The 14,422-nt window shown below is 38.3% G+C and carries 10 protein-coding genes; 7 read left to right on the forward strand and 3 right to left on the reverse strand.

Features of this window, described 5'->3' with window-relative positions; translation table 11 throughout:
- Positions 1 to 32 precede the first annotated feature (32 nt).
- From mscL to HW120_RS02340, 6 genes are all read left to right on the forward strand, one after another.
- Complete coding sequence (gene mscL, locus HW120_RS02315; protein ID WP_177730399.1) at positions 33 to 410, forward strand: large conductance mechanosensitive channel protein MscL; 378 nt, start codon at positions 33 to 35, stop codon at positions 408 to 410.
- A 127-nt stretch (positions 411 to 537) separates the two neighbouring features.
- Positions 538 to 1,527 (forward strand): aspartate-semialdehyde dehydrogenase, encoded by a 990-nt coding sequence (locus tag HW120_RS02320; RefSeq protein WP_177730407.1) that lies wholly within the window; start codon positions 538 to 540, stop codon positions 1,525 to 1,527.
- A gap of 99 nt (positions 1,528 to 1,626) precedes the next feature.
- Entirely contained in the window at positions 1,627 to 1,974 is a 348-nt protein-coding gene (locus HW120_RS02325; protein ID WP_177730409.1) for a hypothetical protein, read from the forward strand.
- 78 nt (positions 1,975 to 2,052) lie between these two features.
- Positions 2,053 to 4,437 carry a TonB-dependent receptor gene (locus tag HW120_RS02330; protein ID WP_177730411.1) on the forward strand — a complete coding sequence of 795 codons (2,385 nt, stop codon included), beginning with the start codon at positions 2,053 to 2,055 and terminating at the stop codon, positions 4,435 to 4,437.
- A gap of 13 nt (positions 4,438 to 4,450) precedes the next feature.
- On the forward strand, positions 4,451 to 5,026 hold the full coding sequence (locus HW120_RS02335; RefSeq protein WP_177730413.1) for a type 1 periplasmic binding fold superfamily protein: 576 nt from the start codon (positions 4,451 to 4,453) through the stop codon (positions 5,024 to 5,026).
- A 153-nt stretch (positions 5,027 to 5,179) separates the two neighbouring features.
- Entirely contained in the window at positions 5,180 to 7,264 is a 2,085-nt protein-coding gene (locus HW120_RS02340) for a prolyl oligopeptidase family serine peptidase (protein ID WP_246297073.1), read from the forward strand.
- 86 nt (positions 7,265 to 7,350) lie between these two features.
- Here the strand turns inward: HW120_RS02340 and HW120_RS02345 are convergent, their stop codons facing one another.
- The gene (locus HW120_RS02345) at positions 7,351 to 8,154 is read right to left on the reverse strand and encodes a TIGR00266 family protein (protein ID WP_177730416.1); all 804 of its coding nucleotides are present in this window, start codon (positions 8,152 to 8,154) and stop codon (positions 7,351 to 7,353) included.
- Between the two features lie 214 nt (positions 8,155 to 8,368).
- Between HW120_RS02345 and HW120_RS02350 the strand changes: the two genes are divergently transcribed.
- The gene (locus tag HW120_RS02350; protein WP_218618737.1) at positions 8,369 to 8,809 is read left to right on the forward strand and encodes a DUF1842 domain-containing protein; all 441 of its coding nucleotides are present in this window, start codon (positions 8,369 to 8,371) and stop codon (positions 8,807 to 8,809) included.
- 76 nt (positions 8,810 to 8,885) lie between these two features.
- Here HW120_RS02350 and mtgA read toward each other — a convergent pair whose 3' ends face one another.
- Positions 8,886 to 9,629 (reverse strand): monofunctional biosynthetic peptidoglycan transglycosylase, encoded by a 744-nt coding sequence (gene mtgA / locus HW120_RS02355; protein WP_177730418.1) that lies wholly within the window; start codon positions 9,627 to 9,629, stop codon positions 8,886 to 8,888.
- A 20-nt stretch (positions 9,630 to 9,649) separates the two neighbouring features.
- Entirely contained in the window at positions 9,650 to 14,422 is a 4,773-nt protein-coding gene (locus tag HW120_RS02360) for a T9SS-dependent choice-of-anchor J family protein (RefSeq protein ID WP_177730420.1), read from the reverse strand.

A 14,422-nucleotide genomic window follows, 5' to 3' on the forward strand; every position in this document is an offset into this window, starting at 1 on the left:
TAACAAAAATTATTAACTAAAACATTTTAGGTATGGGAATGCTATCAGAATTTAAAGAATTTGCCATGAAAGGCAACGTTGTTGATCTTGCAATCGGGGTGATCATTGGTGGTGCTTTCGGTAAAATTGTAAGTTCATTTATCGATGATGTAATTACACCTTTACTGTTAAAACCGGCATTGGAAGCTGCTAATTTATCAAAAATTGAAGAGCTTACCATTTTTGGAGGAGTCAAGTACGGTATGTTTTTATCGGCTGTCATTAATTTTGTGATTGTTGCATTCGTGCTGTTCTTATTAATCAAGGGAATCAATGCTTCCAAGAAAAAAGAAGCGCCGGCTCCAACCGCTCCGGCTGGTCCTACTCAGGAAGAATTATTGGCTGAAATCCGTGATTTATTGAAAAAATAATCCGCTACACACATATTCTAACCTAAACCGTCCCGGTGTGGACGGTTTTTTTATTTATTGTTATTTTAACCGCATTATTATTTACTTTTGTCATACTAAAAATTTAACTAAAACACATAATATCAAAATGAAAGTAGCCGTTGTAGGAGCCACCGGAATGGTTGGTGAAGTAATGTTACAATTACTGGCAGAAAGAAATTTTCCCGTAACTGAATTAATCCCCGTAGCATCAGAAAAGTCTGTTGGGAAGCAGATTGATTTTAAGGGAAAGAAGTACGCTGTAGTAGGATTACAAACAGCGGTTGAAATGCGTCCTGATATTGCTGTTTTTTCAGCCGGAGGCGAAACCTCTTTAGCCTGGGCACCAAAATTTGCCGAAGCCGGTACTACCGTTATCGACAACTCTTCTGCATGGCGAATGGACCAGACTAAAAAACTGATCGTTCCGGAAATCAACGCTTCGGTATTGACCAAAGAAGACAAAATTATTGCCAATCCAAACTGTTCGACCATCCAGATGGTGATGGTCCTGGCACCTTTACATAAAAAATACGGCATTAAACGAGTTGTTGTTTCGACCTATCAGTCCATTACCGGAACGGGAGTAAAAGCCGTAAAACAACTGGAAAACGAATTTGCCGGTATACAGGGAGAAATGGCCTATCCCTATCCAATTCACCGCAATGCCATTCCGCAGTGTGATGTTTTTGAAGAAAACGGGTATACGAAAGAAGAAATGAAGCTGGTTCGTGAAACACAGAAAATCATGGACGACAAAACGATTGCTGTTACAGCAACTGCCATCCGTATTCCGGTGGTGGGCGGCCACAGTGAAGCGGTAAACATCCAGTTTGAAAATGATTTCGACATAAACGAAGTACGCGCTATCCTGCACAACACACCGGGTGTGGTGATACAGGACAACCCGGATACCAAAACATACCCAATGCCTTTATATGCCCACGGAAAAGACGATGTATTTGTGGGCAGAATCCGTCGCGACGAAAGTCAGCCGAACACCCTAAACATGTGGATCGTTTCCGACAACCTGCGCAAAGGAGCCGCAACAAACACCATCCAGATCGCAGAATACCTTGTAGCGAACAAGTTAGTATAATATCACTTTTGAAACATATTGACCGTTTTATTTTGGCAAAACATAAATTTTGTTAAAATAAAACGGTTTTCTTTTTTTGGTTTTCTATATTTGCAGGGAATGAAAAAGAAACTGGCCATACTGAACCTTTCTTTAATGATTGCTGTATTGTTCGCAATACTGTTCCAATCGATACATTCCTTTGAGCATTTGGTTGACGAATTCAGTCACGAACACTGCCACCACAAATACGACCATACCAAAACAGAATTCACACACGGGCATCATGATTTCGATCATTGTTTTACCTGCGAATTCTCTTTCAGTAATTATATCCCTACTGAATTTTTCTCTTTTTCCTTTAAAAACACTTTTAAAGCTATTGCCTATAGCTTTGCCAAAACAGAAAAACCTGTTGTTTTTTCAGGAAGCCTTTTTGCACTTCGTGCACCTCCCGGTACATTATAATCACATCGTTTATTAAAAAACTGTCATGATCATTTCTCGTGATTCTTGACCTATTGTGTATTATTTTGAACTGGAAAAATGCGAACACAACCTTTCCTTGTTCTCTGTTTTTTAGTTGTTTGCCACTTTGGTTTTTCGCAGAACAAACTGTCCGGAAAAGTTACCAATGAAAAGCAGCAACCGTTAAACGGGGCACATATTCACGCAGGCGATAAAAGTGCTGCCTCTAATCCTATGGGAGAATATGAAATCAGGAATTTACCGGACGGTAATCAGAAGATTTTCATTTCCTATGTGGGTTACAAAACACTGGATACCCTTGTCAACATCAATGACAATGTGGTACTGAACGTTATGCTCAAACCCGACATTACCGCTTTAAAAGAAGTGGTCATCAGGGAAAAAGGCAATGCGCCCAAAACAACCGCTTCCGAGCAGAAAATAAAGAGTGAAACCATCGAACGGTACAGCAACCAGACCTTAGGGGACGCCTTAAAAGAAGTTGCCGGGGTTTCCATTCTTAAAACCGGAAGCACTATTGTTAAACCGGTAATCAACGGGCTGCACAGCAGCCGCGTACCGATTATCAACAACAATGTCCGCCTGGAAGACCAGCAGTGGGGCGCAGAACATGCCCCGAATATGGACATTAATAGTGCCGGGAAAATCACCGTTATTAAAGGTGCCTCAAGCCTGCAATATGGTGGTGATGCCGTGGGCGGAATTGTTATTATCGAACCTTTATCGGTAAAAAAAGATACTTTATTTGGTAAAACAATTGTGAATATGGTTTCCAATGGCCGCGGCGGGAGTATCACTTCCAGCCTGCACAAAGGAAACAGCAAAGGTTGGGCATGGAACGTTTTAGGTACTTTTAAATATTTGGGCGACAGAGAAGCGCCCGATTATGTACTGTCCAATACCGGAAACCGGGAGTCCAATTTTTCAGGCGACCTGAAATATATCGGGGACGATTATTCCATTACCGGTTTTTATAGTTTCTATAAAGCCCAGATTGGTATTTTAAGAGCTTCCCATATAGGAAATAGTACTGATTTGGTTAATAGTATCAACAATCAGGCTCCTGCTTATATTGCGGATTTCACCTATACGCTCAATGCGCCCAGACAGGAAGTGGAACACCACCTGGCTAAAATTAATTTCCATAAAAAACTGGATCCCAACAGCCAGCTGGAGGTACAATATGCCTATCAGTTTAACAACCGTCTGGAATATGACCTGCGTCGTGGCGACAATGCTAACAAGGCAGCGCTCGACCTGGATTTAACAACGCATGCGCTGCAGGCAGACTGGAAACGGGAAACAGACAACTGGCAAACAAAGATTGGCGTAAATGCCGCCTATCAGACAAATTATGCCAGTCCTGCAACCGGAATCCGTCCCTTAATTCCAAATTATGACAAATATGATGCGGGTGCTTATGCTGTCGTATCCCATTCCTTTTCGGATGATTTCACGTTAGAAGGTGGACTTCGCTATGATTATTCACGGGTGGAAGCAACCAAATTTTACCTGAAATCCCGCTGGGAAGAACGCGGTTATAACAACGATTTCCAGAATATTATTGTGGGTGAAGAAGGTAACCAATGGTTGACAAAACCGACCTTTTCTTTCCATAATGTATCCGGAAGTATCGGAGCCCGAAAAGAATTCGGCGATCACTGGAGCTGGTTAAACAACATTAGCCTGGCGACCCGGAATCCAAATCCTTCGGAGTTTTTCAGCGACGGACTGCACCATTCCACCGGTATGATCGAGTTGGGAGATTTGCGCCTGAAAAAAGAAAAAGCGCTTAAATTTTCATCCGCTTTATCCCGTAAAGGAGAAACCTTCTCTTTTGAGATCAATCCATACCTGAATAGCATTTCCGATTTTATGTACCTGACTCCTATCGGTCAGGAAACAACGATTCGCGGTGCTTTCCTGGTTTGGGAATACCGTCAGACAAATGCCCGCCTGCTGGGTATTGATGTTCATTCCAACTGGAAAATCAATTCGAATTTCGAACACGATTTTGCACTGGCTTACGTAAACGGAAGGGATCTTACAAACAGCAAGGCATTAATAGACATGCCGCCGTTAAACATTAGCAATGCCCTGCGCTTTACGAAAAAAGAGTGGAACCGTTTACAACTGGAATTAAAGAGCGAGCTGGTTTTCCGTCAGAACCAGTATCCGGATAATAACTTTATCACCAATACCATTGCAAACAATCAATTTGTTCCCACGCTGGTCGACATCAGTACGCCGCCAAAAGCGTATCATTTGCTGCATTTCAATTCCGAAATGAAATTAAAAGCCTTTAAAGGGATCCAGACCACCGTCGGATTATCCGTTCAGAATATTTTCAACACAAACTATAGAGACTACCTGAACCGTCAGCGCTTTTTTGCCGACGAACTGGGTAGAAATTTTCAACTACAATTAAAATTCAATTATTAAAAAAACATTTACCATGAAAAATTTCAAAATAGCCGCTTTAGCCATAATCGCCATCATTTCTTTCGCTTCCTGTTCCAAAGACGACAATGCAGCGCCACAGGCCGTTAACGAAGAAGAAGTAATTACAACCGTAACGGCAACATTTACCGGCGGCGGACAGGTGATTACATTAGTGTCCCGTGATCTGGACGGAGACGGTCCTAATGCACCGGTAGTAACGGTTTCGGGTAATTTCCAGGCCAATACTACCTACAACGGTACGCTTACTTTTATGAACGAAGCTGCCTCTCCGGCTGAAGATATCACTCCGGAAATCATCGAAGAAGGTGTGGATCACCAGATTTTCTATAGAAAAACCGGTAATTTAAATGCTTTCGAATATGCCGCTACTGCTGATAATTTTGACAGCAACGGAAAACCAATCGGATTAAAATCGGTATTTACCACAACAAATGCTGCTTCCGGAACGGTTACCATTACCTTAAGACATTTACCAAATAAAAACGGTGCCGGAGTTTCTGGCGGTGACATTACCAATGCTGCCGGTGGAACGGATGCTGAAGTTACTTTCCCGGTAACGGTGCAATAATTTTAAAAAAAGTTATAAAACATCCAAAAAAGTGCTGCCTTAAAAACAGCACTTTTTGATTTTAACGAAACGATAACAATTGTTTCCTTATTTTTGTTAAAAAAACTGATGAAAAAAACAATAACAGCCATAGTTGTGGTTTGCAGTTTATCTATGAATGCACAAACGTCCAAAAGTACGGGTAAGCTAAAATACCCGGAAACCAAAAAAGTTGAAACCGTTGATACGTATTTCGGCACTAAAGTAAATGATCCTTACAGATGGCTTGAAGATGACCGCGCTGCCGAAACCGAAGCATGGGTTAAAGCTGAAAATAAGGTTACCTACAATTATTTAGAGCAGATTCCTTTTCGTAATGCTTTAAAAGCGAGAATGGAAAAATTGTGGAACTACGAAAAAATAGGTGCTCCTTTTAAAGAAGGAAATTACACTTACTACTATAAAAATAACGGTTTGCAAAACCAGTCGGTATTGTACCGCAAAGATGCTGCCGGTAAAGAAGAAATATTTCTGGATCCGAACACCTTTTCAAAAGACGGAACGACTTCTTTAGGTGGTCTTGATTTTTCTAAAGACGGCTCAAAAGTGGCCTATGCGATTTCTGAAGGCGGAAGCGACTGGAGAAAGGTGATCATCATGGATGCCCTTACCAAAAAAGTAATTGAAGATACTTTGGTTGATGTAAAATTCAGCGGTGTATCCTGGAGAGGAAATGAAGGTTTCTACTATTCCAGTTACGACAAACCGGCCGGAAGTGAACTATCGGCTAAAACAGACCAGCACAAGCTGTATTTCCATAAATTGGGAACTTCTCAAAAAGAAGATAAAGTGATCTTCGGACTGGATCAGAAAAGAAGATATGTAGGTGGTGCCGTTACCGAAGATGATAAATATTTAGTAATTACCGCTTCAACATCTACATCAGGAAACGAATTATACATTAAGGACCTTTCAAATCCGAACAGTCCTATCGTTACTATAGTAGACAACTTTAACAGCGACAACTACATCATTGAAAACGAGGGAACAAAACTATTCATCGTTACCAATTTAAACGCGCCAAACAGACGTATTGTAACGGTTGACATTAACAATCCGAAACCGGAAAACTGGAAAAACTTTATTGCCGAAACAGAGAATGTACTTTCGCCGTCTACTGGTAGCGGTTATTTCTTTGCCAACTATATGAAAGATGCTGTTTCTATTGTAAAACAATACGACTACAGCGGAAAATTAGTTCGTGAAGTACAATTACCGGGCGTAGGTAGTGCCGGAGGTTTCGGAGGCAAAAAAGATGCGAAAACATTATACTATTCTTTCACCAATTATATCACACCGGGAACTACGTATGCTTTCGATCCGAACACCGGAAAATCGACGGTATACCAAAAACCAAAAGTAGATTTTAACAGTGAGGACTATGTTTCCAAACAAGTATTCTATACCTCAAAAGACGGTACTAAAATCCCGATGATCATCACCCATAAAAAAGGATTAAAACTGGATGGTAAAAACCCGACGATCCTTTACGGATATGGCGGATTCAACGTGAGCTTAACCCCAAGTTTCAGCATTGCCAATGCGGTATGGCTGGAAAATGGCGGTGTTTATGCTGTACCAAACTTACGCGGTGGTGGTGAATATGGTAAAAAATGGCATGATGCCGGTACGAAATTGCAAAAGCAAAATGTATTTGACGATTTTATCGCTGCGGGTGAATACCTGATCGCTCAAAAATATACGTCTAAAGATTTCTTAGCAATCCGCGGAGGATCTAATGGCGGATTATTGGTAGGAGCAACCATGACCCAACGTCCGGACCTTATAAAAGTCGCTTTACCGGCTGTGGGTGTAATGGACATGCTGCGTTATCATACGTTTACATCCGGAGCAGGATGGGCTTACGATTACGGAACAGCGGAAGACAACAAAGAAATGTTCAATTACCTGAAAGGATATTCTCCGGTTCACAATGTAAAAGCTGGCGTACAATATCCGGCAACTATGGTTACTACAGGTGATCATGACGACCGTGTCGTTCCGGCACACAGCTTTAAATTTGCTGCAGAATTACAGGAGAAACAAACCGGAACAAATCCGGTATTGATCCGTATCGACATTAACGCCGGTCACGGTGCCGGAAAATCGGTAGCGGCTACTATCCAGGAAAATGTAGACATCCAGGCTTTCACCCTTTTCAACATGGGCATCACAAAATTGCCAAACCTGAAAAAGTAATAAGCGGATTCCATAAAAATAAAAACGCACTTCAATTGAAGTGCGTTTTTCATTATATAACCAAATAAATAGAAAAAATGACCGTATTAAAAACGGTTATCACCGTCAAGCAGGTTCCCTAATCCGCCCAAAAGGCTTCCTTCTTCCCTGCTCTTTCCTCCGGCTCTCGGGGCAGAAGCAATAATTCTGTCGGCCAGACGGCTAAACGGTAACGATTGTACATACACAATCCCCGGTCCGCGAAGTGTCGCAAAAAACAATCCTTCCCCTCCAAAAATGGAGTTCTTTATCCCTCCGATAAATTCAATATCATAATCGATATCTTTGGTAAAACCAACGATACATCCGGTATCTACTTTTAGTATTTCACCGGCCTGTAATTCTTTTCGTGCCAGTGTTCCCCCGGAATGTACAAATGCCATTCCGTCTCCTTCCAGTTTTTGCATGATAAAACCTTCACCTCCGAAAAGTCCGGTTCCTAATTTTCTTGAAAAGTCAATCCCAATGGCAACACCTTTGGCTGCACAAAGGAAAGAATCTTTCTGGCAGATGAATTTTCCGCCGTATTTCATTAAATCAATGGCTACGATTTTTCCCGGATATGGAGAGGCAAAACAAATCTTGCTTTTTCCGTTATTCTGATTCGTATAAGCCGTCATAAACAAACTTTCGCCTGTCAGTACCCTTTTTCCCGCTGATAATAGTTTCCCGAAAATGCCCGACTGCTGCTGTACGGAACCGTCGCCGAAGATCGTTTCCATTTTAATACCGTTGTCCATCATCATAAAACTGCCCGCCTCAGCTACTACAACTTCCTGCGGATCAAGTTCTATTTCTACATATTGCATTTCTTCACCAAAAATTTGGTAATCGATTTCATGTGCCTGCATAATTGTTTCGTTTTTTGATTTTATAATTAGACGATCACTTCAAAAAAATGTTACAATCAAACATAGCAACATTTTTCTTTACAATTCCCTAACAATTTTAATACCAGTCAATTACTACGTGCTTTTACCTAAAAACAACAAACCGTATTTTTACGCTGAAACGGGATTTGAAAACAACTGAAATTTGTTATCCTAATCTCAAATCAATAACATTATGAAAACTGAAACAGGTTTATTTATCGTATCGTACCGTATCGCATCTCCTAACCTTGGAGCTCCTACATTTGACGTACATTTAGCAGTAAACACTCCGGGAAAATCCGTTACCGGAAAAGGTGTTGTTCGCAATCCTACGGTTAATCCTCCGTTAAACGTATTCACAGAATTACGCGGCGATTTTACTTATATGACTGTAATGCCTAAAGAAACACATATTTTAGTTGTTGCAGAAGGATATCCTCATTTCAATTTCCCTCCACATGCAGGAATTGGTCCGGTTATTTTACCAAACACCAAATTAAGAATGGTATTGGAAGCTGACTGGCAATCCGGTACTGCAAACTACGCTTATGCAGACGACAAAGGAAACTGGCATGAAGTAAATGACGCAGCTGTAACGATTATCAAAGTAAACGAATTTGCTGCGAGCAACTAAGAAACAACGCTGTAATAATTGTAAAAAGCGGATGCTACCAGGGTAACATCCGCTTTTTTATATTTGCGGTATAATGCTAATATTCCAGTTTGCCGATATGGCGCATTACCCTTACGATCCTGTCTTTTCTTTTGTTAATATAGGAAGAAGAATTAGAGGCTTTAAATTTTCGGGGATTCGGAAGAATCGCGGCAATTCCCGCGGCCTCATATTTAGAGAGGTTTTTAGCATCTTTTCCGTACCAGAATTCCGATGCTGCCTGAGCGCCATAAACTCCGTTACCCATTTCGATACTGTTCAGATACACCTCCATAATGCGTTCTTTACCCCAGATAAGTTCTATCAATACGGTAAAATAAGCTTCCAGTCCTTTTCGCAGGTAACTTCTTCCCTGCCAGAGGAAAACATTTTTTGCCGTTTGCTGCGAAATCGTGCTGCCTCCTTTTAATTTACGTCCTTTCTGATTGCTGTCGAATGCTTTTTGCATCGCCTTAAAATCAAAACCGCTATGTATTAAAAAATTACCGTCTTCACTTGCAATAACTGCTTTTTGTAAATTTTCGGAAATATCTTCCAGCGGCACCCAGTCGTGGCTGTGCTCCACTTTGGCATCGGATTCTTTATTCTCTATTGCCCGGATAACCATTAAAGGTGTAAAAGGAACCGGAACGAACTTAAATAGTACGACAAAAAATAAGGATAAAGCGAAGAACCATAGAAACGCTTTGATACAAAAACGGACTACTTTATTCATAAAACTTCTTTTTTCTCCTTTTGGCTTTGTGCTGGTATTTGTTTTTGATGCTTTTTTTACTGCCATTATTCTATTAAAAACAATTATTAGTTTTTTATAACCTTAATTAGTTTTCTTTTTTCATTTGAGGTAATTCTAACAAAATAAACTCCACTTGAATAGTCTGATAAATCTAATTTAACTTCTGTCATATCAAATTTAGAAGCATATAAGACCTGCCCGCTAATATTTACAATTTCAATGCCGGTTAGCACTTCATTATTTTGAATCGTCAGGATATTGTTTGTCGGATTTGGAAAAACTTTCAAATCCTTAAAAGCGAATTTTTCATCAGAAAGTGTGTATGGTGAAAAAGTCAGATTATCTAACAAAGCATTATCTCCCGTTCCTGCATTTGATTTTCCTATGTGTTGAAGAGAAATCTTAATATCTGTACCCAAATATGGTGATAAATCAAATTCAAATGTTTCGAAATTATCCTGATTTGCAGTAACCGGTTTAAGAACATTACCTAATACATTACCATTAACAACCACTCTGAACATCGATTCATTATTATTATCAATATAGGTTTGCTTTAAATCAAATCGCATATATAATGACGTCATGGCATTAGGAATAATTTTCATATTAACCTTTGTAATATTGCTCCCGTTATTTTCCCACACATTCTGTCCGGTTTTCCATACAGCCGGATTACTACTTCCTCTCATCACTAAAAGTTTGTTTGAAGAATTTTCAGGATCGGGCGAATTTAATATTTTAGCATATTCTGTACTTTCTAAAATTACCTTATCGTTAGCTCCATACTGGAAATCAAAAAATTCATTATTTGTTACTATTGTATTGGTATATCCCTCATCTAACCTGAATTGGTCCATTACGCAATTTATACTATTAGAACTCATACCGAATTTGAATTTAAAACTATAGTCTCCTGAAACAATAGGAGTAAATACGAATTTATTGTCTCCATATGCATACTCATACATTAATGCTGATTTTTCCAGTTCAGTTTCCATTGCTTCATTGGTATTTCCTCTACCAACACTTGAATATAAAAAATGATTCCCATATTGATAGCTAACCCTTGTTTTCATACTAAATGTGTATGTAGTACCTGCAGTTAATCTAAAAAGTGGCGTGAAAAAATACTGAGAGATGGTTCCGTTATTAAACCAGATATAGGATGTATCACCATAACCGGTTAATAAATAATCAAAGCTGTAACCTCCTGAACCAGGTGTGAGTTGTTGCGGAACATTCATGGATACAAATTCAGGATTTATCGTTTTAAAACAATTCGGTAAGATATTATTGCCATAAGAAGGCATTGAATTAAAATTCTCTCCCCATGGCAGACTAATCACTTCTTCGCATGTTGTTCTAAATTTTTTAGGTCCCACAATAATACTTTCTCCTGTTAATCCGCATATTGTTTTCACATAGTAATCATATCCGGTATTAGGAATTAGCCCAGAAATAAGTATCTCGCTTCCGGAATTGGAAACTATTGTTCCGGTTCCCATAGCAAAGCCTGTTGGTCCAAATTCGATCTGTGAATTCTGAACATAATCGTAAACAATCAATGCAGAATCACTATTTACGTTTTTTGCTAAAATATTAGTAGGCTCTAAACAGAGAGGAATTACATCATAATAGATATCATCGATAAATATATAAGTATAAGTATCATTTCCTCCGTGTAAAAATGTAATATGCTTATTTGTTCCGGAATAATTAGAAAAATCAATATTAAATTCTTTTCCAACAAGCGGAATATCATTCAAACTTATAGTTGTATAAGGCTCAAAAGTTGTATAATCCAATGGATTTTCAATAGTTCCTACAATTAGATTTGTTTCTCCGCCATCTCTTTTAGCCCAAAATTTAACACGCTTATCATTACCAAAATCAGCTAAATAAGGAGATGACAGCATTCCGGGTTTATGATGTATTCCGGAAGCTGCATTATTGCCATAATAACTCAATTGGGCTGCATTAGGATTACTATTAATAGTTTCAAATGGAACATATTTTAGTAGTCCGGCAACATTAGCATTTGAAGGAGTCCAACAAAAATTTTGAATACCAGACGGCGTATTATTCTCTGAAGCATTATACTGATCAAAATTTTCGGAAAAAGGCGTTGAAACCGCACAGGAATTTCTGAAAGCATATTTTTCACTCCAATCACCATAAATACCATTTCCGCAATTATTTCTAACTCTAAACTCATATTTAGCGAATGGTATCAATCCTTCCAGTTGATAAGGATTTGAATTTACAGAAATAACCGTTCCGGAACCAGGAGTGAATCCCATTGAACCATATTCAATCTCCCAGGAATCTATATTAGCTGTTTGATTAGTAGTCCACTCCATCTTTACACTGTTATTACCCGACTGATATGCTCTTAAGCCTGTTGGCGTAGCACATTCAACCGAATAATACCTGAAATCGTCCAAATATATTATATAATCTCCGTTTGTTGATTTTTGCCTGATTCCAATATATTTATCTTGTCCGCTATACCCTGAAAAATCAACGGTATATTCCTTCCATTGATTTTCAACAAATGTGCCTGAAATATCGCGAAAAGGCGTAAATGTTGTATAATCATTCGGATCTGATAACGTTCCTATTGTTAATCCTTTAAATAAGGCATAACTATTTTGTTTGCAATACATCCAAAAGGATATTTTTTTGAAGTTATCAAAATCAATTAGTCTTGGTGTTACCAGAATATTTTTCGCACTGACATTTGGATCAGGTGCATTTATTTGATTTCTATGCATAATGGCCTTAACTCCGGAATGTGTACTTATGGGTTGCCCCGGAACATTCTGAGCTACTTTTATAAATATGTTTTCATTCCAGTATCTATTCGTAAATTGTGGTGTCAATCTCCTCCAGCAAGAATTGTTTACTTCAAAATCATCATTCTCAAAATCAATACTGTATCCTGAAACAATTCCTTCACATCTTGTTTTAAAATAACCTCTATCTGACCAACTACTAAAGTTTGCACCACATTTAGTTCTCACATAAAAATCATATTCTGTATTCCCTGACAATTGATTGATCTGAAACGGATTTGAGTTCACCGTTATCAATGTACCCGTCCCTGACAGGAATCCGGTCGGCCCGTACTCAATCTGCCATTCATGAACCGGATTATCATAATCATCCCATTTTACTATGGCAGAATTATAATCGGTCATAGTAACATTTAAATTTGTAGGCTCCTTACAGTCAGGAATATTCCCGTATACAAAATCGTCGATAAAAAAATTACCTCCTGAATTAAGATAGTCCATTGGATCGATACCTACTTTCAAAGCGATATAATGATGATTCAATTCATTGTTATAATTATCAAGATATACTATATGCTTTTTCCAATACCTGTTCTTATGCTGCCCTCCTATTTCATTCATTTCACCTGGCGCAATGGTTTTAAGAGGAGTAAAAGTTGTCTCTTCATTTGGATTGGACATGGTTCCAATGATAATAGGATGAGAATTATAATTATTAAATCCGTTCGATATTAAATAGAACGCTATTTTTTTATTATCATCTAAATCCTGTATGTAAGGTGTAATAAGGTAAGCTTTTTGATCTGCTGTTGACCCACCAATATTAATATTTATTAGTTTACTGCCTGTTCTGGGCAGAACAGAAAGATATAAATTTGTCGAAATCTGACTAATACTGCCGCTCCCTTGTGTTAAACCTGTCCAACATGGATCTAAATATTCCGTTTCCAAAAAAGAAGTTGAATATCCTTCTGTCAAAGGAGTACATATCGTTGTAAAAGGAATTACAGATGACCAGTTTGAATATAGACCTCCTCCGCAATTAGCTCTGATTTTCACTTCGTAATTCGTATTTCCGGATAAATTTTCAAGAACAACCGGATAATTAGTCGTTGTGAAAACATTTGTGATCCCATTTTTTAAATTCTTTAAACTTACTTCCCGGGCATCTTGTCCTGAAGCTGTAAAATTTAATTGAGCTGTATCCTGTGAAATATCAGAAACATTGACATTTGTAAGATCGAAACAATTAACAGACTGTTCATAACTAAAATCATCAAAATAAACCGTTCCGTTATTCCCTGAACTTTTAACAGCAATATACTGGTCTTCAGAATTATAATTATTCATAAATACAGTCTCCTTCACAAAAGCACTTCCATTATTATACGTAACTGTTTTTAAAGGATGAAATGTCGATGGATCATACGGATTGGTTATTGTCCCATAAATAACTTTTGAACTATTCGATGTAGCCACGTAAAATGAAAACTTCTTATCAGTAGCCAAATCTGTGATTTTCGGAGACACCAACATTAACCCACGATCTCCACTCCATGAATAAAATAATGATTTTCCGGCTGTACCATTATATAAAAAATTTGTTTCTAAGATATTACTACCATTAATCGACGTTGTATTTTCTAATCTGTATCCTCTCCATCCTTCACTAATAGCCGAAGAATTAAAATCATAGCTATATCCGGTAGATTTACTTATCAAATCATATTCTTCGTTTACCGTAACGGGTTCCGACCATTCACTCCACCAATAAGCCATCAGGCTCTTTACAGAAAAATCCATTTTTACAAATGGATTTAACCTTAATGTATAGGAATTACTATTTATATTTGAATTAATCTGAGTATAGACAGAGTCTGACGTTGGTTTATATTTTAATTGCCAAAAATTATATACGTTAGTTACCTTATAATTCCCTGAAATATCCAATACTGCATTATGCTGAGATTGCATATTAGTTTGAGAAAAAAGAAATAAAAATGCAAATAAGGCTTTGCTGACCAAGTATTTTTTCATCAT

This window comes from Flavobacterium inviolabile, from assembly GCF_013389455.1.
GTDB classification, from domain to species: domain Bacteria; phylum Bacteroidota; class Bacteroidia; order Flavobacteriales; family Flavobacteriaceae; genus Flavobacterium; species Flavobacterium inviolabile.

What these genes read in the sequence shown, in the direction of transcription:
- mscL (WP_177730399.1), top strand. Translation starts at nt 33, where the DNA reads ATGGGAATGCTATCAGAATTTAAAGAATTTGCCATGAAAGGCAACGTT.
- HW120_RS02320 (WP_177730407.1), top strand. Translation starts at nt 538, where the DNA reads ATGAAAGTAGCCGTTGTAGGAGCCACCGGAATGGTTGGTGAAGTAATG.
- HW120_RS02325 (WP_177730409.1), top strand. Translation starts at nt 1,627, where the DNA reads ATGAAAAAGAAACTGGCCATACTGAACCTTTCTTTAATGATTGCTGTA.
- HW120_RS02330 (WP_177730411.1), top strand. Translation starts at nt 2,053, where the DNA reads ATGCGAACACAACCTTTCCTTGTTCTCTGTTTTTTAGTTGTTTGCCAC.
- HW120_RS02335 (WP_177730413.1), top strand. Translation starts at nt 4,451, where the DNA reads ATGAAAAATTTCAAAATAGCCGCTTTAGCCATAATCGCCATCATTTCT.
- HW120_RS02340 (WP_246297073.1), top strand. Translation starts at nt 5,180, where the DNA reads ATGAATGCACAAACGTCCAAAAGTACGGGTAAGCTAAAATACCCGGAA.
- HW120_RS02345 (WP_177730416.1), bottom strand. Translation starts at nt 8,154, where the DNA reads ATGCAGGCACATGAAATCGATTACCAAATTTTTGGTGAAGAAATGCAA.
- HW120_RS02350 (WP_218618737.1), top strand. Translation starts at nt 8,369, where the DNA reads ATGAAAACTGAAACAGGTTTATTTATCGTATCGTACCGTATCGCATCT.
- mtgA (WP_177730418.1), bottom strand. Translation starts at nt 9,629, where the DNA reads ATGGCAGTAAAAAAAGCATCAAAAACAAATACCAGCACAAAGCCAAAA.
- HW120_RS02360 (WP_177730420.1), bottom strand. Translation starts at nt 14,422, where the DNA reads ATGATGAAAAAATACTTGGTCAGCAAAGCCTTATTTGCATTTTTATTT.